Source organism: Mycobacterium sp. NPDC003449 (assembly GCF_053588415.1).
In genome coordinates this window covers 128,645-145,745 of sequence record NZ_JBSFPX010000002.1, presented here as the reverse complement: position 1 = coordinate 145,745, position 17,101 = coordinate 128,645, and the positions used below count along the sequence as shown (strand labels likewise).

Here is a 17,101-nt window from a genome sequence, read left to right as displayed (position 1 = left end):
TCCCACTGGAGGATGCGGAACGCTGCCTCCGAGAAACCGCACGTGCGGTGGGTGCGGACGAATTCGCGCCGCTCAGAAGGGAGCATGTCGCGGTCCGTGGGCACCATGAATGGTTCGTCGGCGAGGGGGAGGAGCACGTCGATACCTCGTTCTCAGGTGGGGGATGTGTGTTCGGTTGCCGTCCTGATCGAGGGGATCAGGACTCCCTCGTTCACATGCCATGAACGTACGGTGTTGGTACGCCAGCCTTTTCGGCAGTAAGGCTCGGCTGCTGCGATGTCTTCGGCCGCCCGCAGCGATTCTGCCTTCACAATGCACACCCCTTCGAAACGGCCGCCGGATTCACTTAGATCGAGTGGCCCGGCCGCGAGCAGTTGTCCTCGGCCCTGTAGTTCGAACAGATACTCCAAATGTTCGGTCAGAGCGGCTGCTCCCTCGACGGTCTCCGCCGTCTGAAAGTCGCCAGTGGGCTGCATGAAGATTGCATAGAGTTCGACGTAGGCGAGCCGTGACAGCAGGTCCTGCAGGGTGGCGGGAACGGCGCTCATGGTGTTGCTCCTCGTGCTGCGCTAATTGTTAACTGGGCGTGTCGGCCGGCCGGGCGTCGATCCTGGCCGATCTCAACGACGGCGATCGCTCGATCTTTGCGATGCCCACGGCGTGATACCGCGACAGTGTCGACGTGTTCTGTGGGGCAACGCAAAGCGGACGTCGATCAAGGTAAGTGACTAAAGCATCACATATGATGTATTCGTCAGTCAATGGGTAGATGCGGTCGGACGTATCAATCGCCAAGTCACCGTGCCGATTGCTGCAGTAAGGGGGCGACCCACGTGGAGCCAGAACGGTCCCGTCGCCGTGCGGGCCACCTAGTCTGGAGGGAACCGCCGGGACGAGAAGGGACGCGCAGATGTTGGTAGTGGTCGGCTACGACGGGTCTCCATCGGCGAACGCGGCGATCAGCACGGGCAGCGTGCTGCTGCCCGGCGCCCAGTCGGTGATCGTCTACCTGTGCACGCCTCCCTTCGGCAGCAAGGGGTTACGCGCGCGGTTGCGGCACTCGGCCCGCAACGTCAACGAGTTGATCGACCTGGTCGACAGCGAAAGCGAGGCCGAGGCGCACCGGCTGGTCGGCACCGGGATCACGCTGGCCCGCGCCGCAGGCTGGAGCACCGAGGCGATGGTGAAGCGCACCTGGGCCGGGGAGGGCCTGGGTTTGGCCCAGGTGGCCGACGAACTCGAACCCGACGTCGTGGTCGTCGGCGCCCGCGGCATCGGCGCCACCGACGCGAAGATGGGCAGCGTGTCCGATCTGGTGGTGCACCACGCGCCGCGGCCGGTGCTGGTCTGCTCGCAACACATGGTGTCGTCCGAGTACGAGGCCCTGGCGCAGGGCCCGATCGTGGTCGGGGTCGACGGTTCGCCGGGTGCGGACCGGGCGGCGGCGGCCGCAGGGCGGCTGTTCGGCGGGCGGGACGTGCGCTCGGTCGCGGTCGACGACGGCGATGCGGGCGACGTGGCGGCGGCCCACCGGGTGCGCCGGTTCCGGGGATCGGGGGCGGGCGCGACGGCCGATGCGCTCGTGGCGTTCGCCGACGAGCAACACGCCGCGGCACTCGTGGTGGGCTCACGCGGCCGCTCGGGCCTGAGGAAGGTCCTGCTCGGCAGCGTCGCGGCAGCGACGCTGCAGCGCACCTACCGGCCGGTGCTCGTGGTGCCGCAGGCCTGAGCGCTCGGACAGCGGATCGCTTGGTTCGCAGGCGATCTGGCCGCGGCTGTCGGCTTTCCCCTCACGACTCCGGCCAGGTTCTGGTCGGGCCGTCAGTGTCCCGCGCGATCGGCCGCCCGCGCGTGTTCGGTAGCCGAGACAACCAGGGCATCCGTACCGGGATAGATCGTCGCTTCGTGTCCGTTGCCGAGCCACCGAACCTCGTACGGGGGAGATCCGTCCTCACCCCGAACACCGGTGATTTCGGCGTGCTGCTCGTGTTGATCGGTGGTTGTGCCCTTCACAACCAGGAAATCGCCGACGTGCGCCTTCATCGTCCGCCCTCCCTTCGTTTAGCGGCAGACAACTCCATCGTGCGCGCAACGGAGGCGATGGGGAAGGCCTATCCCGCGGTCTTGCCCGCATCGACGACGTACACCGCGCCGTGTACGGCGGCGGCATCGTCACTGGCCAGGAACGCGATGGTCTTGGCAACATCGGCGACGTCCATCATTCCGCGCGGGGCGGCGATCCGCATGATCAGATTCCAGTCGGCGTCCTCGGGTGCGGCGAACTCGGTGGTCTGCGGGGTCAGCATGCCGCCCGGACAGACCGCGTTGACCCGCAACCGATCCGAGGTGAACTCGATGGCCAGCGCGCGGGTCATCCCGACCAGCCCGTGTTTGGCGGCGCAGTAGCCGGCCGAATACACCTCGCCTTCGATCCCGGCGATCGAGGCGACGTTGACGATATTGCCACCGGCTTCCAGCAGATGTGGCAGCGCGGCGCGGCACAAAAAGAACGGGCCGTTGAGGTTGACCGCGAGGTCGGTGTCCCAGTCGTCGTCGGTCACCGAAAGGGTGTGGCGCATCCGGTGAAAACCCGCGACGTTGATCAGCGCGTCGAGCCTGCCGAACTCCTCGACACACCGTTCGACGGCCTGCCGGCACGCCTGCGACGACGAGATGTCGACCGAGGCGTACTTCCCGCCTGGCACCTCGGCGAACACCTCGGCCATCCGGTCGGCGTCGCGGGCGATCCCGAACACCGAGGCGCCCCGCTCGGCGAACAACTTCGCGACCGCTGCACCCAACCCCGACGATGCCCCGGTGACCAATGCGACCTTGCCAGTCAGACCCATGCCTAGACCTTCTCATGAGTCGGGACATGCGTTTGCGTGCGGCCGCTGATCGCCTCGCCGCGAACACGCCCGAAATAGAATCCTGTAGCAGCCGAGTTCCGACCGAAGAGAGACCCCCATGACCAAGATGATCGTTGTCTGCGCCGGCGACAGCCACACCAGATTTGACCGGGAATACTATGTCAATCAACATTTTCCACTCGCGATGGAGTGCTGGGGGAAGTACGGCCTGCAGGCGGTGGACGCGTTCTTTCCGGCCGGCGAAGGTGACGGCTGGGTATCGATCGGGGTCTACCGGTTCCTGGAGGCCGCCAACGTCGATGCGGCCCTGGCCGCTCCGGAAACCGAACGGGTGATGGCCGACGTGAAGAACTTCACCGACACGTCAACGGTGCTGCGCAGCATCTTTTCCCCGCTGTGACGCGGCGTCTTCGCCGCCCGTGGCAGCGCCGGGGATCAGGAACAGCTCAGAGTCCGGCGCGGGGCCGCGTGGGCGGAACCGCGTCCAGCAGGGTGCGGGTGTAGTCCTGCTCGGGTGCGGCGAACAGTTCGGCGGCCGGCCGGTACTCCACTGCCGCACCGCCGCGCATCACCAGCACCTCATGACTCATCCGCCGGACCACCGCGAGATCGTGCGCGATGAACAGGTAGGCCAGCCCCAGGTCGCGTTGCAGATCGGCCAGCAGATCCAGCACCCGCGACTGCACCGACACGTCCAGCGATGCCGTCGACTCGTCGAGGATGAGCAGATCCGGCTCGGTGGCCAGCGCGCGGGCGATGCTGACCCGCTGTCGCTGACCCCCGGAAAGCTCGTGCGGATAGCGCGAGGCGAAATCGGTGGGCAGCCCCACGAGTTCGAGCAGTTCGGCCACCCGGCCGGCCCGCGCCCGCCGGCCCTTGGCCAGCCGGTGTACCTGTAGCGGTTCACCGATCGCGGTGCCGACCCTGGCCCTCGGGTTCAGCGACGAGAACGGATCCTGGAACACCAGGCTGATCCGGCGGCGCAGATCCCGGCCCGCGGTGAAGACGTCGGCTCCGTCGAGGGTCGCGGTTCCTGCCGAGGGTTCGGCCAGGCCGGTGAGCGCGGCCGCCACCGTCGACTTGCCGGAACCGGACTCGCCGACCAGGCCCAGCGTGGCGCCGCGGCGGATCCGGAACGACACATCGCTGACCGAGGCCACCCCCGAGTAGCGCACGCCGAGTCCGTTGACCTCCAACAGAACCGGTGCCTCGCCGGGGTCGCCGGGACCCGTCGCGTCGATGCGCGGCCGGGCGTCCAGCAGCTCGCGGGTGTAGGCATGCCGGGGGCGGTCGAACACCTCGAGCACCGGGGCCTGCTCGACCGCCTCGCCGTCGCGCAGCACCGTCACCTCGTCGGCCACCTGACCGATCACCCCGAGATCGTGGCTGATCCATACCACCGCGGTGCCGAAATCCCGCTGGAGGTCGGCGACCAGGTCGATGATCTGGGCCTGGGTCGTGACGTCGAGGGCCGTGGTCGGCTCGTCGGCGATGAGCAGTTCCGGATCGCAGGCCAGGGCGATGGCGATCATCACGCGCTGCCGCTGCCCACCGGAGAGCTGATGCGGGTAGGCCTCCAGCCGCCCGGGCGGCAGCCCGACCGCGTCGAGCAGCTCGCCGGCCCTGGCCCGGGCCTGGCGTCGGGTCATCTTGCGGTGTGTCTCAAGCGTTTCGGTGATCTGGCGGTCCAGGGTCAGCAGCGGGTTGAGCGAGGTGCCCGGATCCTGGAAGACGAACCCGATCCGCCCGCCGTGTACGCGGCGCAGCAGCCGGGCCGGGGCGCCGACCAGCTGGGATCCGTCGGTGAGGGTGCTGGCACCGGTCACGGTCGCGCCCGGTGCGTCCAGCAGCCCGGTCGCGGCCAGCACCGTCATCGACTTGCCCGAGCCCGATTCGCCGACGATGCCGATGGTCTGTTCGCGCGCCACCTCGAACGACACGCCACGCACGATGTCGCGGCGGCCGATCCGGACCGCCAGATCCTGCACGCTCAGCACGGCTTCGGTCATGACCGTCGCACCTTTCTGCGGGCTTCGATCAGGGTGCGCTGCTTGGGGTCGAGCACATCGCGCAGCCCGTCGCCGAACAGGTTGAACGCCAGCACCGTGACGAAGATGGCCGCACCGGGGAACACCGCCATCCACCAGGCCAGCGTCACAAACCCCTGCGCGTCGAAGATCATCCGGCCCAGCGACGGCTGTGGCGGCTGGATGCCCAGCCCGAGGAACGACAGCGCGGCCTCGGCCAGGATCGCGAACGCCAGTGACAGCGACAGCTGAACGACCAACGGGCCCGCGATATTCGGCAGAATGTGCCGGAGCAGGATGTAGCCGCCCGGAGTGCCCATGGTGCGCGATACCGAGACGAACGGTTCGACCCGTACGCCCAGCGTGCTCGCCCTGGCCACCCGCGCGAAGATCGGGATGTAGACGATGCCGATGGCCAGCATGGTGGTGGTGACGCCGGGGCCGAGCACCGCGACGATGGCCAGCGCGAGCAGCAGCACCGGGAAGGCGAACATGACGTCGACGATGCGCATCACCACGGTGTCGACCCAGCCGCCCCGGTAACCCGCGACCACCCCGATCGTCACCCCGATCGCCGCGGCCAGCGCCACGCTGACCACCGCGACCCGCAACGACGCCTGAATGGCCACCAGCACCCGCGAGAAGATATCGCGGCCGAGCTCGTCCGTACCGAACCAGTGCGAACCGCTCGGCGCTTGCAGCGCATTCGGCACGTCGACGTCGTTGACCTCGAACGGGGTGATCCACTGCGCGGTGAACGCCACGACGATCACCGCCAGCAGAACGACCGCACTGATGGTGGTCACCGGATTGGACAGCAGCAACCGCCAGGAGGCGACCCTGGGTTCGGTGTCGGCGGCCGAATCGGCTTGAGTGGTCATGACAGGCGGATCCTCGGGTCGACCACCGCGTAGAGCATATCCACGATGAGGTTGATCAGCAGGAACAGTGCCGCGATCAGCAGCACCGCCCCCTGGATCACCGGATAGTCCCTGGCGGCAACGGAATTGAACACCAGGCGGCCGAGCCCGGGCCAGGCGAACACCACCTCGACGACGATGACGCCGCCCAGGATGGTGGCCAGCTGGATACCCGTGATGGTCAGCACCGGCAGCAGCGCGTTGCGCACGATGTGGCGGAAGGTGATCACCGGCGGGGGTAGGCCCTTGGACCGCGCGGTCCGGACATAGCCCATGGCGGAGACCTCCAGCACCGCCGACCGGACATAGCGGGTCATGATCGCGCCTGCGACCAGGCCGACGGTCAGACCGGGCAGCACGATGTGGCGCAGCCATCCGCCGGGATCGTCGGTCAGCGGACGGTAACCGGAGGTCGGAAACCAGCCGAGGGTGGAGGCGAACAGACCGATCAGCAGGATGCCCAGCCAGAAGTCGGGGACCGAAACGCCGAACTGGCTGGCGACCCGCACGATCGCGTCGCTGGCCCGGCCTTCCCGCAGCGCCGACCAGATCCCGGCGGGCAGCGCGATCACCAGCGCGATCAGGATTCCGGTCAGGCCCAGCGACAGCGTGGCGGGCAGCCGGTCGAGCAGTGTGACGGTCACCGGATCGCCGTTGCGGAAACTGACCCCGAGATCGCCGGTCAGTGCCGAGCCGAGATAGGAGAAGAACTGCTCGACGATCGGGCGATCCATCCCGCTGGCCGCGCGCAGGGCGTCGTAGGCCTCGGGTGTGTAGCGGGTGCCCAACGCGATCCGGACCGGGTCGCCCGGCACCAGGTGCACCAGCGCGAACACCACGATCAACACCCCGACCATGACGAGCGCCGAATACAACAGCCGACGGGTTAGGAACCGCACGATCGGATGATTCATTGGGCCGCACCCCGATTCAGTTCGGCGCCGCGGAACCGGACGGCGCCGTCGCGGCGCGCGTCGTAGCCGGACAGGTTGTTGGCCCAGGCCTGGATCACCGCCGGGTTGTACAGGTAGATGTAGCTGACCTCATCGGCGATGCGGGTTGCGGCGTCGGCGTAGACGTCTTTTCGTTTCGTGGGGTCGGTTTCGACGCGCCCGGCGTCGAGCAGCCGGTCCACCTCCGGATCGGAGAATTTCTGGGCATTGCTGGTGCCGCCGGAATGATGCTGGGCGTAGTAGAAGTCGTCGGGATCGATATTGCCGAGCCAACCCATCATGAGCATGTCGAAGTGGCCGGTGTTCTGCTCGTCGAGCCAGGTGGCGAAGTCCACGGTGCGGATGTTCACCGTGATGCCCAGCGGCGCCAGGTTGTCGGCGATGATCTGGGCCGCCGTCACGGTCTCGGGGTACTCGCTGGTGACCAGCATGTCCATGGCTTGCGGTTTCGCCCCGGCCTCGGCCAGCAGTCTTCGCGATTCGTCGAGGTCGTAGCGGTACCGGTCATAGGGCGTGTACCACGGGTTGCCCTGCGGGATGGCGAGTTGATTGGTGCTGGCGGTCCGGTAGCTCGTGGCCGCCGAGATCGAATCACGGTCGATGGCATAGGCGATGGCCTGCCGGACCCGGACGTCGTTCCACGGCGGCCTGGCCTCGTTGAGGGCCAGATACCAGTAGTCGTTGCTCGGGGTCACCGCGAGGGTCAGCGAATCGTCGTCGCGCAACTGCGCGACCCGCTGCGGCGGCACCGAATCGGTCCAGTCGACCTCGCCGGCCTGTAACGCCGACAGTGCCGTGGAGGGTTCGGAGATGAACCGGAACGTCACCCCGGAGACTTTCGGCGGGCCGCCCCAGTAGCCGGGATTGGCCTTCAGGGTGATCGAGTCGCCGCTGCGGCGCCCGGTGAACTCGAACGGTCCCGTGCCGACCGGATGGGTCGCGATCTGCCCGCTCTCGACGTTGCTGCGCTGCACGATCGACATGCCTTTGAACCCGCCGAGATTGGTCAGCAGGTTGGGCGTGGGATGCTTCACCACGATCCGCACGGTGGCCGGATCCGGGGCGCTCACGTCGGTGACGGCACTGAACTTGTCGACGTTGGTCAGCTGTTCGTCGATGATCCGGCGATACGAATACACCACGTCGTCGGCGGTGAACGGGCTGCCGTCGTGCCAGCGCACCCCGTCGCGGAGCTGGAAGGTCCAGGTCAGCTGGTCGGGGCTGACCTCCCAGGACCGGGCCAGTGCCGGGCGCATCTGCAGGTTCTGGTCCGGTTCGACCAGCGTGTCGAACACGTTCTCCAGCACCTCGAACGAGAAATACGCGCTGGTCCGCTGGGGGTCGAGTTGGTCGGGCTCACCGGCGATCGCGGCGATGAGATTGCCCGACGACGCGTCGCCGAGGTCCACCCGCTCGCCCGTCGAGCAGGCGGCGAGCACGAACGTCAGGACTGCCGCCAACGTTCTAACCGCTGGTCGTGAGGTCACGATCTCTCCAGGATCACCGCGGGTGATCCGTCGGTACGCTCACCCGCTTGGGCCGTCCGGGGGGCCGGCCTGACACGTCCGGGCCATACCTGTGACGACGCTGATGAAGACTGCGATACTCACCCATTGTGACCTTCAAGCACATGGCTGCCGCGACCGCCCTGGCGTTCAGCTCCGTGATCGCTGGCGGCCTGGGGTTTGCCGGGCCCGCCGATGCCGAGCCCGTGATGACCGGTGTCTACACCTATCAACAGGAGGGGCTGGCACCCCAGACCTGGTCGATCTACCCGACCTGTGTGCCCACCGTCGGGGATCTGCGCGAACCGCTGGAATTGGCGGTGGCCTGCAACCTGCACGTCGAGGCGTCATCGGGGACCAAGGGCGCCGAGATACTGACCAGGGGCGGCACCGCGCGTCTCACCGGCGGGCTGTGGACGTACTCGACGTCGGCGATGGAGGGCATGCACTGCCCGGACGGCAGCACGGCGTCGGTCACCGACACCTACAAGTTCGACGACGTGAAGCTCACCGGCACCAGGTCGGTGGCCCACAACGCGGACTGCGGGTTGGCCCCGGGCATCGAGACCGTGCCGTTCACCCTCACCTACCAGAAGCCGCTACCGCTTCCGGTCACGACCTATCCGCTGGACTGCGAGCCCGGCGGCCTGCGGTGGTGCACCTGAGTGTGGGTGACGCGCGTCGGGTTCCCCGGCTCGACGGCAAGGTGGTCGACCTCACCGGTCCCGGGCTGACCGACCGGTTCGGGGTCACCTGCGCCGATCTGGGGGCCTCGGTGATCGCCCCGAACGGCACGCTGGTGTCGGTGTTCGGTGACACGTTCTCCGGGCCAACGGTCGGGGCGGGCGACTGGCGGTCGCCGGTGGTCCTGATCGGCACGGGCGATGCCGACCATCGGATCGTCTATGAGCGGGCCGGCGGCCCCGACCCGGGGTATGCCCGCCAGCTGTGGGAGTACACCCATGACGACGCGTCGACCGGGTGGCGCCGCGGCGGCATCAGCACGGTCATCCCGTCGGATCTGTTGTGTGTCGGTGATTCGATCTACCTGCACGCCATCGTCAACCGTGGATTCGGCAACGTGGTGTGGACCGAGATCTGGCGCTCCGACGACAGCGGAATCTCCTGGACCCATCTGGGGGAGAAGGCCAGATTCCCCGGCGACTTGCACGGTGGACATGCCCAGTGCTGGTCGTGGGACTTCGACCCGGATGACGGCTGGGTCTATGTGGTGGCCACCGGTTTTCAGCGCGATAAGGGGATCATCCTGATGCGGGTGCGGCCCGAGCAGATCGCGGACCGGCGGCGGTACTCCAGTTGGGGGTACCGCCGGGGCCGCTGGCAGTGGGGACGACGGGCCACCCCGATCACGCCGCCCGGGGAACGGTGGGGCGAGCTGACCTTACGGCGGCTGGGCCCGGACACCTGGATCCTCGGCGGTTTCCTGGCGTCGGGGTACGCGCTGGGCTACCGGGTGGTCGGCTCACCGGTCGCCGATATGCACGCGGCCGAGGTGCAGCTACCGGTCACCGGATCGTCGTGGGCCGGTGAGGACCACGTCCGCAATCGGGTCGCCCAGCTCTACGGCGGTTATGTGCTGCCCGGTTCACGCCTCGGCGTCGAGGGCGGCGTCGGCCTGATCGTGTCGCAGTGGCATACGAAATCCGGATGGCCTTATCGGACAATGCAATTCAATGCCGCCCTGAGGGACACCCGGACTCCGCAGCCGCCGGATCCGATCGTGCTGTGACCGCTCAGGCGGTGTATCCGCCGTCGACGTTCCAGTTGGCTCCCGTCACGAATCCGGATTCCGGGCCGGCCAGGAAGCTCACCACGGCGGCGGTGTCGTCGGAGTTTCCGTAGTGGTCGAGGGCCATGACGCTGCGCATGGCGTCGGCGAATGTGCCGTCGGCGGGATTCATGTCGGTGTCGATCGGGCCTGGCTGCACGTTGTTGACCGTGATGTTTCGTGGGCCGAGCTCGCGGGCCAGTCCACGGGTCAGGGCGGCGACGGCCCCCTTCGTCATGGCGTACACCGCCAACCCGGCCATCGGTACCCGGTCGGCGTTGATGCTGCCGATGTTGATGATCCGCGAGCCCTCGCCGAGATGGGCGACTGCGGCGCGGATGGCCGCGTACACACCGCCGATGTTGATCGCTACCTGGCGGTCGAACTGCTCCTGCGGATAGTCGTCGATCGGCGCGATGTGCGCGGCCCCGGCGTTGTTGACCAGGATGTCCAGGCCGCCGAGCTCGGCGACGGTCCGCTCGACGGCCGCGGCCACCTGGGCGGGGTCGGCGCTGTCAGCCTGGATGGCCACGACCTTGGCGCCACCGGCGGTCACTTCGGCGACCAGCTTCTCGGCCGCCTCGGCCGACGCGGCGTAGGTGAACGCGATGGCGGCACCGTCGGCGGCGAGCCGTCGCACGATTCCGGCGCCGATGCCGCGGGATCCGCCGGTTACCAATGCGCGCCGTCCGGCCAGGGGTGCTGCGGTCATGTGGTTGTCCTCCGAGTTAGTTTCGAACTGATCAGTTACTAAGTACCATCAGGTCAAGGCGGTCGGCATCGCGAAGATTCCCGGTGTGACCGGTATTACACCGAGGGGGTGACGCGATGGCGGTGGGACGGCCGCGGGAGTTCGACCCGGACACGGTCGAGGACATCGCGATGAAGCTGTTCTGGGACCGTGGGTTCGACGGGGTGTCGATCAGTGATCTGACGGCAGCCACCGGGGTGAACCGGCGCGGCATCTACGCCGAGTTCGGTTCCAAGGAGCAACTCTTCGAGCGCGCCAAGTGGCGCTACATCGCAGGCCCCGGCGGATATATGGCCGAGGCGCTCACCCGGCCGACCGCGCGCGAGGTTGCCGAGGCCATGGTGCACGGTGCAGCCAATGCGACCTCCAGCGGCCCGCACGGATGCATGCTGGTCGGAAACACGAACGGGCTGGCCGAATTTCGCGACGCGGCGGTACACGAGCTGGCCCGTCGATTCGACGAATCGGTTGCCGCCGGCGAACTGTCCGGCGTAGACACTTTGTTGCTGGCGCGGTGGATTGCCGCGATATGCCAAGGCATTTCGATTCAATCCCGCAGCGGGGCGAGCCGGGAAGAACTGCACGCGATCGCCGATCTGGCTTTGGTGGGCTGGCCGAGGTCTTAGGCTGAACGCCGTGGCGAAACGAGTCGTGGTCTGGGGCACCGGTTTTGTGGGCAGCATGGTGATCGCCGAGATCGTCGGTCATCCGCTGTTCGAGCTGGTCGGGGTCGGGGTCAGCAATCCGGAGAAGGCCGGCCGCGACGTCGGCGACATCTGCGGGCTGGGCGCGCCGCTCGGCATCAGCGCCACCGACGACGTCGACGCGCTCATCGCGTTGCGGCCCGACGCGCTGGTGCACTACGGGCCCACCGCCGCCCACGCCGACGCCAACATCGACCTGATCACCCGGTTCCTGCGGGCCGGTATCGACGTGTGTTCGACGGCGATGACGCCGTGGGTGTGGCCGAAGATGCACCTCAACCCGCCCAACTGGATCGAGCCGATCACCGAGGCCTGCGACGCCGGACGGTCGTCGTGTTTCACCACCGGTATCGATCCGGGGTTCGCCAACGACCTGTTCCCGATGACCCTGATGGGGCTGTGCTCACAGGTGCGGCGGGTGCGCGCCTCGGAGTTGCTGGACTACACCAACTACACCGGCGACTACGAATTCGAGATGGGCATCGGCAAGCCGCCCGAGCACCGGGCACTGCTGGAAACCCCCGATATCCTCATCTTCGCCTGGGGTGCAACGGTTCCGATGATCGCCCATGCGGCCGGGATCGAACTCGACGAGATCACCACCACGTGGGACAAGTGGGTCACTCCCGACGAGCGCAAATCGGCCAAGGGCATCATCGCGCCGGGCAACGTCGCCGCGGTGCGCTTCACCGTCAACGGCGTCTATCGGGGCGAGACCCGCATCCAGCTCGAGCACGTCAACCGGATCGGACCGGACGCCGCCCCGGACTGGCCGTCCGGCAACGACAACGATGTCTACCGCGTCGACATCGAGGGCACCCCCAGCATCTCGCAGGAAACCGCGTTCCGGTTCACCGACGGGTCGGGCCGCGATGCGGCGGCCGCGGGCTGCCTGGCCACCGGTCTGCGCGCGCTCAACGCGGTACCCGCCGTCAACGAACATTTGCCCGGCTGGGTGACCGCCCTGGATCTACCACTGATTCCCGGTGCCGGGACCATTCGCTAAGTAACGCCGGCCGCGTCGAACGAGATGGAATACCGATAAGGTTTTCTCTCGAGACGGGGTGACATGACTGACGGGGTTGGGCTGTCGGTTGGCGCGACCAACCTGACGGCGGTAGTGGTGGACCGGGCCGCGCTGACGCGGTCCCCGGTGTTGACGGTCTACCCGCACCGGGCCCCCGAGGTGGGTGTACCCAGTGAGAATCCCAACCTCAACGAACGCGGTCTGATCCTCACCGACTTCGTCGACCGGGTCGGAGATCCGGTCGCCATCCTGGCGCCCGACGGCTCGTCGCACCGGGGTGAACGGCTGGTCGCCGATGCGCTCGGGGCGCTGTGGGATGCGCTGATCCGCAGGCACCCGGGCGACGGACCGGTCGCGGTGACCCATCCGGCGCACTGGCGGCCCAACCAGGTGCAGGCCCTGCGGACCGCACTGCTCTCGGTGCCCGAGTTCGCGACCGAACCCGCGCTCATCCCGGATGCGACCGCCGCACTGGTGGCGCTGCAGGACGATCCGGGGGTGCCGACCCGCGGCATCATCGCGGTGTGCGACTTCGGCGGTAGCGGTACGAGCATCACCCTGGCCGACGCGGCCGGCGGCTACCACCCGATCGCGCCGACCGTGCGGCACACCGACCTGTCGGGTGATCTGATCGACCAGGCACTGCTCACCCACGTGGTCAACGATCTCGCCGCGGCGGGGACCATCGACCTCGCGAGTACCTCGGCGATCGGCTCGCTGAGCCGGTTACGCGGCGAATGCCGCCGGGCCAAGGAGCGGCTGTCGACCGAGTCCGTCGCCGCCCTGGTGGCCGAGCTGCCCGGGCATGCGAGAACCGACATCCGGCTCAACCGCAACGAACTCGACGATGCCATCCGCGAACCGCTCTCGGAGTTCGTGGCGGCGCTGCAGGATGCCGTGGAGCGCAGCGGACTGCGCCCCGGCGATCTGGTCGCGGTGGCGACCATCGGCGGCGGCGCCCGGATCCCTGCCGTCACCACCACGCTGTCGCAACATTTCCGGCTCCCGGTGATCACCGCGGCCCAGCCCGAGCTGACCGCGGCCATCGGCGGTGGCCTGACCGCGGTGCGCGGAACCGTCGAGGTCGGGGCGACCGCGCTCGCCCCGACCGCGCCTCCCGCGGCAGCAGCGGCGGCGGCCCCAGCGGCCCTCGTGGCGCCCGAGCTGCCCGCGGCCCCGCAGGCCCTGGCCTGGTCGGATGCCCACGACGTTCCCGATGTGGCGCCGATCGACGACTACGACCCCGGCGTCGAAACGGGTTTCGACGAGGAACCCCCGGCCGGCTGGCGTACCACGGCGCGCCCCCAACTGCAGTTCGGTGAACGCGAGTTGACCGACCACGACGAGGATGCCGCACGGCCCTGGTACCGCCGCCGGGCGGTCGCGCTGGGTGCCGGCGGGGCGGCGGCGCTGGCGGCCGCGGTGGCGGTGGTGGTCCTGCTGGTGGGCCGCGACGGCGGGGAGGTCGCCGGACCGGTCTCGACCAACGTGCCCGCGACCACCACGACGACGGTCCCGGCGCCCGAGCCCGCGCCCGCCGTACCGCAGCAGGCCCCGGAACCGGCGGTCCCGGTCGAGGAGCCGCAGCGCACCGAGACCGTCACCCGCGAGGCGCCGCCGCCGGAGACCGTGACCCAGACGGCGCCGCCGCCGGAGCAGACCCCGCCGCCGGTCGAGACCACGACCGAGGCCCCGCCGCCACCGGTGACGACCACGGAGGCCCCGCCACCCACCGAGACCCCGACGTCCACCCAGCCGCCGTGGACGCCGACCGCGCCGTATCCGACCATCCCCGGCCTGCCGTGGGTGCCGGCCCCCGGTGGTGGCCGCGCGGGCTAGTTGTGCGCACGATTGCGGTCACCTGGCGGCTGCAATCTTGCACGTAAGTGGTTACCTACCTATCGCTTCGGCGACATCGGGGCAGTAGGCGATCGAGGTGTCGACCACGGCCGCGGTGCGTAGCGAGGCGACCAGTGCGGCCACGGCGAACTCGACCAGGGTGTCCACCTCGATATCGCCGTGCCTGATCCGCTCGATCATCATCTCGTCGAGGTAGGCCACCCAGCCGTGCATGGCCGCGCGCAAGGCCGGCGGAACCGGCTCGACTATGCCCAGCGCCAACAGGATTCGTCGTGCTCCCAGCCAGCGCAACCGCTCCACCGCGGCCTGGTGCTCGGGGTCGGCGCCGAGTGCCCCGCGCAACAGTGCGACAAAACTGTCCGAATACGAATCGATGTAGGCGATGTGGCCGCGCAGCGCGTGACGCAACCGGTCCAGCACCGACGCATCGGGGGGTGGTGGGGAGAGCTGCGCGGCGGCGATCTCCACCGCGATCTCGTTCATGACCGCCAGGTACAGGCCGCGTTTGTTGTCGAAGTGATGTGCGATCAATCCGTAGGCGACACCGGCGTTCTTCGCGATTGCCGACGTGGTGACCTGATCGTAGGGCCGCGTCGCGAACATGGCCCGGGCCGCGTCGATGATTAGCTGACGACGGTCGGTGACCGCCGATTTGGCAGGCATCGGCTCAGGCCACCGGGTCGAGCGCGCCGCGGGTGTCGACGCGGCGTCCACCGATCCGGGCGATGAGCCGGCCGAATGCCGGGATCTCCAGGGGCAGCAGCGAATATCTCGGATAGACGACGCGGGAGCGGCCGCGCTGCAGCGCGTATACCACCGCGGCCGCGGTCGACGCCGGTGACACCGGTGGCAGCGTTCGGGGAGCCGTTGTCTTCCATGGCAGTTCGTCGATGTCGCGCAGCGCGGTGTCGGTGGCTCCCGGCACCACCTCCAGGACCCGGATGCCGGTTTCGGCCAGTTCCAGCCGCAGCGAACGGGTGGCCTGCGCCAGGGCGGCCTTGGCGGCGGCGTAGTAGCCGAGCAGTGGCAGCGGCACCGCCTGCACGGTCGAGGTGACGTTGACGATCGTGCCGGTCCCCGCGGCGCGCATGGCGGGCAGCACTGCGGCGGTGAGTGCGAGCGGGGACCACAGGTCGACCTCGAATACCGCCCTGGCCGCCGCGGAATCGGCGATCAGCGACAGCGGCCCGGTCAGGTTCGCGCCCGCATTGTTCACCAGGATGTCCACCCGTCCGCTCAGGGCATCCAGCGCCCGAGCGCCGAGGGCCGATGCGGCGCCCGGTGTGGCGAGATCGGCGGGGAGCACGGTGGGGCGGGGTGATCCGGCCGCCGAGATCTCGTCGGCGAGTTCGTCGAGCAGGTCCGCCCTGCGTGCGGTCACCGCGAGCACCGCGCCGCGGCGGGCCAGCGTTACCGCGAGTTCGCGGCCGATCCCGCTGGACGCCCCGGTGAGCACGATGTGCTTGCCGCGCAGGTCGATTCGTTGTCGTGCCATCTGTATCCCGATCGGACGCCGATTGGTGGGTACCCCCACCGTCGCATACTGATTGATAATCAGTCAATAGTGCAGGGTCGCCGAACCGGGCCACACCTGATCGGCGCCCGGTTAGGTCGGCCGCTTCTCCAGCACCACGTGGGCCAGCGGGATCCGCGTCGGCTCCGGTGCGGCCGACAGCCGAGCCGCGACTCCGGCCTCAAGGCGATCGAAGAACACCGCGTGCCGGGCCGGGTCGTCGATCGCCTCGGCCAGTCTGTCGAACACCGCGAACCGGCAGAAGCTCGCCCACTGGGCACCGAACACCGTTGCATTGCCGGTGATCTGATACTGGTGGAAAAACCTGTCGTCGGCGTCGAAGATCTCGAGGTGCTGGATCGAGAGTCGCTCGAAGCGTCCCGACGGGGCGAACGGAGCGGCGAAATCGGCGGCACTCCGTCCGACGATGGGCAGCGACATCCGCCGCACCTCGTCGCTGCTGATCACCTCGTCGGTGCGCAACTCGGCCAGGGTGTCGGTGAGCGCGGCCAACAGAGGGCGATAACCGAAGTCACGGTCGTCACCCAGCGCCATGGTGAGCACCACCAGGCGTCCGCCCGGACACAACTCGCGGCCGCGGAACGCGACGAACTCGTGCCAGTCGTGGGCGGCCTGCCGGGCGTAGGCCTCGCCGACCTGCCGATCACTACTACCGGCCACCACGATGTGATCGGTGACGGGCATCGGCACTCGGCCCAACCAGAGGATGGACCACGCCGACCAGCCCAGGTTGATGCTGTTCGACGGCAGGATCTGGGTGTAGAACGAGCGGCCGACGGCCGAGGTGAACGTCGCGGAATCCTTGCACAGATAGGAATCCGGGTCCTCGGTCACGGTGCGGAACAACGCCGAGAAATCGTTGTCGGACGTATCGGTGTGGGTGACCAGGATCGAGTGTTCGGGCCGGGTCCGGCCCCGCAGGCGGGTGATCGCGGCGCCGATCGGCAGCAACGCGTTGTGGCCGTTGCCCGCACCGTAATCGGCGATGACGATCGGCTGCGGGGCGCGAGGCAGCGGTACGGTGTCGGCCGCTGCCTCGAAAACCTTGATGGCCGACTGTAATCCGGCCGCCTGCAACCGGGCGCTCGGCGGGGTGCCCTCGGGCTCCGGCCGCACGACCATGCTCGACTCCGGCATGGTCAATTCCGCCGTCGGGGCAGC

Annotated in this window: 18 protein-coding genes; 7 read left to right on the top strand and 11 right to left on the bottom strand. The window is 68.5% G+C overall.

The annotated features are described in order from the left end of the window. Positions 1-152: 152 nt before the first annotated feature. A complete protein-coding gene (locus tag ACWDTP_RS01535; RefSeq protein ID WP_450015841.1) occupies positions 153-548 on the bottom strand; it encodes a YciI family protein in 396 nt (131 codons plus the stop codon). A gap of 362 nt (positions 549-910) precedes the next feature. Between ACWDTP_RS01535 and ACWDTP_RS01530 the strand changes: the two genes are divergently transcribed. Then, the gene (locus ACWDTP_RS01530) at positions 911-1,729 is read left to right on the top strand and encodes a universal stress protein (RefSeq protein ID WP_450015839.1); all 819 of its coding nucleotides are present in this window, start codon (positions 911-913) and stop codon (positions 1,727-1,729) included. Between the two features lie 92 nt (positions 1,730-1,821). Here the strand turns inward: ACWDTP_RS01530 and ACWDTP_RS01525 are convergent, their stop codons facing one another. Together ACWDTP_RS01525 and ACWDTP_RS01520 are read right to left on the bottom strand one after the other, a co-directional pair. Further along, a complete protein-coding gene (locus tag ACWDTP_RS01525) occupies positions 1,822-2,043 on the bottom strand; it encodes a DUF1918 domain-containing protein (protein ID WP_450015837.1) in 222 nt (73 codons plus the stop codon). Positions 2,044-2,111: 68 nt separating this feature from the next. Further along, positions 2,112-2,849, bottom strand: coding sequence for an SDR family NAD(P)-dependent oxidoreductase (locus tag ACWDTP_RS01520; RefSeq protein WP_450015836.1), 738 nt, complete (start codon positions 2,847-2,849; stop codon positions 2,112-2,114). Positions 2,850-2,967: 118 nt separating this feature from the next. Here ACWDTP_RS01520 and ACWDTP_RS01515 point away from each other — a divergent pair, with 118 nt between their 5' ends. Then, on the top strand, positions 2,968-3,270 hold the full coding sequence (locus tag ACWDTP_RS01515) for an EthD family reductase (RefSeq protein WP_450015834.1): 303 nt from the start codon (positions 2,968-2,970) through the stop codon (positions 3,268-3,270). Between the two features lie 46 nt (positions 3,271-3,316). On the opposite strand, the gene ACWDTP_RS01510 is transcribed toward ACWDTP_RS01515, so the two are convergent. Genes ACWDTP_RS01510 through ACWDTP_RS01495 form a run of 4 tightly spaced genes read right to left on the bottom strand, consistent with a single transcriptional unit; the run spans position 3,317 to position 8,257 of the window. Continuing rightward, positions 3,317-4,879 carry a dipeptide ABC transporter ATP-binding protein gene (locus ACWDTP_RS01510; protein WP_450015832.1) on the bottom strand — a complete coding sequence of 521 codons (1,563 nt, stop codon included), beginning with the start codon at positions 4,877-4,879 and terminating at the stop codon, positions 3,317-3,319. Further along, complete coding sequence (locus tag ACWDTP_RS01505) at positions 4,876-5,778, bottom strand: ABC transporter permease (RefSeq protein WP_450015830.1); 903 nt, start codon at positions 5,776-5,778, stop codon at positions 4,876-4,878. Before ACWDTP_RS01505 ends, ACWDTP_RS01510 begins: the two co-directional genes overlap by 4 nt. Continuing rightward, positions 5,775-6,731, bottom strand: a complete 957-nt coding sequence (locus ACWDTP_RS01500; protein WP_450015829.1) for an ABC transporter permease — start codon at positions 6,729-6,731, stop codon at positions 5,775-5,777. Before ACWDTP_RS01500 ends, ACWDTP_RS01505 begins: the two co-directional genes overlap by 4 nt. After that, a complete protein-coding gene (locus ACWDTP_RS01495) occupies positions 6,728-8,257 on the bottom strand; it encodes an ABC transporter substrate-binding protein (RefSeq protein WP_450015827.1) in 1,530 nt (509 codons plus the stop codon). The genes ACWDTP_RS01500 and ACWDTP_RS01495 overlap by 4 nt, the downstream gene beginning before the upstream one ends. A gap of 128 nt (positions 8,258-8,385) precedes the next feature. Here ACWDTP_RS01495 and ACWDTP_RS01490 point away from each other — a divergent pair, with 128 nt between their 5' ends. Both ACWDTP_RS01490 and ACWDTP_RS01485 read left to right on the top strand, forming a co-directional pair. After that, positions 8,386-8,940 (top strand): hypothetical protein, encoded by a 555-nt coding sequence (locus ACWDTP_RS01490; RefSeq protein ID WP_450015825.1) that lies wholly within the window; start codon positions 8,386-8,388, stop codon positions 8,938-8,940. 2 nt (positions 8,941-8,942) lie between these two features. Continuing rightward, positions 8,943-10,025 (top strand): DUF4185 domain-containing protein, encoded by a 1,083-nt coding sequence (locus tag ACWDTP_RS01485; RefSeq protein WP_450015823.1) that lies wholly within the window; start codon positions 8,943-8,945, stop codon positions 10,023-10,025. A gap of 4 nt (positions 10,026-10,029) precedes the next feature. Here ACWDTP_RS01485 and ACWDTP_RS01480 read toward each other — a convergent pair whose 3' ends face one another. Next, entirely contained in the window at positions 10,030-10,776 is a 747-nt protein-coding gene (locus ACWDTP_RS01480; protein WP_450015821.1) for an SDR family oxidoreductase, read from the bottom strand. A 116-nt stretch (positions 10,777-10,892) separates the two neighbouring features. On the opposite strand from ACWDTP_RS01480, the gene ACWDTP_RS01475 reads away from it, so the two are divergent. The 3 genes from ACWDTP_RS01475 to ACWDTP_RS01465 all read left to right on the top strand — a co-directional run bounded on the left by ACWDTP_RS01475 (position 10,893) and on the right by ACWDTP_RS01465 (position 14,385). Further along, a complete protein-coding gene (locus tag ACWDTP_RS01475) occupies positions 10,893-11,441 on the top strand; it encodes a TetR/AcrR family transcriptional regulator (RefSeq protein ID WP_450015819.1) in 549 nt (182 codons plus the stop codon). Positions 11,442-11,496: 55 nt separating this feature from the next. Beyond that, positions 11,497-12,525 carry an NAD(P)H-dependent amine dehydrogenase family protein gene (locus ACWDTP_RS01470; RefSeq protein WP_450015865.1) on the top strand — a complete coding sequence of 343 codons (1,029 nt, stop codon included), beginning with the start codon at positions 11,497-11,499 and terminating at the stop codon, positions 12,523-12,525. A gap of 63 nt (positions 12,526-12,588) precedes the next feature. Further along, positions 12,589-14,385 carry an Hsp70 family protein gene (locus ACWDTP_RS01465; protein ID WP_450015817.1) on the top strand — a complete coding sequence of 599 codons (1,797 nt, stop codon included), beginning with the start codon at positions 12,589-12,591 and terminating at the stop codon, positions 14,383-14,385. Between the two features lie 51 nt (positions 14,386-14,436). Here ACWDTP_RS01465 and ACWDTP_RS01460 read toward each other — a convergent pair whose 3' ends face one another. From ACWDTP_RS01460 to ACWDTP_RS01450, 3 genes are all read right to left on the bottom strand, one after another. Next, complete coding sequence (locus ACWDTP_RS01460) at positions 14,437-15,069, bottom strand: TetR/AcrR family transcriptional regulator (protein ID WP_450015815.1); 633 nt, start codon at positions 15,067-15,069, stop codon at positions 14,437-14,439. Between the two features lie 4 nt (positions 15,070-15,073). Beyond that, a complete protein-coding gene (locus ACWDTP_RS01455; RefSeq protein WP_450015813.1) occupies positions 15,074-15,901 on the bottom strand; it encodes an SDR family NAD(P)-dependent oxidoreductase in 828 nt (275 codons plus the stop codon). 111 nt (positions 15,902-16,012) lie between these two features. After that, complete coding sequence (locus tag ACWDTP_RS01450) at positions 16,013-17,077, bottom strand: SAM-dependent methyltransferase (RefSeq protein WP_450015811.1); 1,065 nt, start codon at positions 17,075-17,077, stop codon at positions 16,013-16,015. Positions 17,078-17,101 lie beyond the last annotated feature (24 nt).

Excerpts from the sequence above, each read along its gene's own strand:
- ACWDTP_RS01535 (WP_450015841.1), bottom strand. The coding sequence starts at position 548 with ATGAGCGCCGTTCCCGCCACCCTGCAGGACCTGCTGTCACGGCTCGCC.
- ACWDTP_RS01530 (WP_450015839.1), top strand. The coding sequence starts at position 911 with ATGTTGGTAGTGGTCGGCTACGACGGGTCTCCATCGGCGAACGCGGCG.
- ACWDTP_RS01525 (WP_450015837.1), bottom strand. The coding sequence starts at position 2,043 with ATGAAGGCGCACGTCGGCGATTTCCTGGTTGTGAAGGGCACAACCACC.
- ACWDTP_RS01520 (WP_450015836.1), bottom strand. The coding sequence starts at position 2,849 with ATGGGTCTGACTGGCAAGGTCGCATTGGTCACCGGGGCATCGTCGGGG.
- ACWDTP_RS01515 (WP_450015834.1), top strand. The coding sequence starts at position 2,968 with ATGACCAAGATGATCGTTGTCTGCGCCGGCGACAGCCACACCAGATTT.
- ACWDTP_RS01510 (WP_450015832.1), bottom strand. The coding sequence starts at position 4,879 with ATGACCGAAGCCGTGCTGAGCGTGCAGGATCTGGCGGTCCGGATCGGC.
- ACWDTP_RS01505 (WP_450015830.1), bottom strand. The coding sequence starts at position 5,778 with ATGACCACTCAAGCCGATTCGGCCGCCGACACCGAACCCAGGGTCGCC.
- ACWDTP_RS01500 (WP_450015829.1), bottom strand. The coding sequence starts at position 6,731 with ATGAATCATCCGATCGTGCGGTTCCTAACCCGTCGGCTGTTGTATTCG.
- ACWDTP_RS01480 (WP_450015821.1), bottom strand. The coding sequence starts at position 10,776 with ATGACCGCAGCACCCCTGGCCGGACGGCGCGCATTGGTAACCGGCGGA.
- ACWDTP_RS01475 (WP_450015819.1), top strand. The coding sequence starts at position 10,893 with ATGGCGGTGGGACGGCCGCGGGAGTTCGACCCGGACACGGTCGAGGAC.
- ACWDTP_RS01470 (WP_450015865.1), top strand. The coding sequence starts at position 11,497 with ATGGTGATCGCCGAGATCGTCGGTCATCCGCTGTTCGAGCTGGTCGGG.
- ACWDTP_RS01465 (WP_450015817.1), top strand. The coding sequence starts at position 12,589 with ATGACTGACGGGGTTGGGCTGTCGGTTGGCGCGACCAACCTGACGGCG.
- ACWDTP_RS01460 (WP_450015815.1), bottom strand. The coding sequence starts at position 15,069 with ATGCCTGCCAAATCGGCGGTCACCGACCGTCGTCAGCTAATCATCGAC.
- ACWDTP_RS01455 (WP_450015813.1), bottom strand. The coding sequence starts at position 15,901 with ATGGCACGACAACGAATCGACCTGCGCGGCAAGCACATCGTGCTCACC.
- ACWDTP_RS01450 (WP_450015811.1), bottom strand. The coding sequence starts at position 17,077 with ATGCCGGAGTCGAGCATGGTCGTGCGGCCGGAGCCCGAGGGCACCCCG.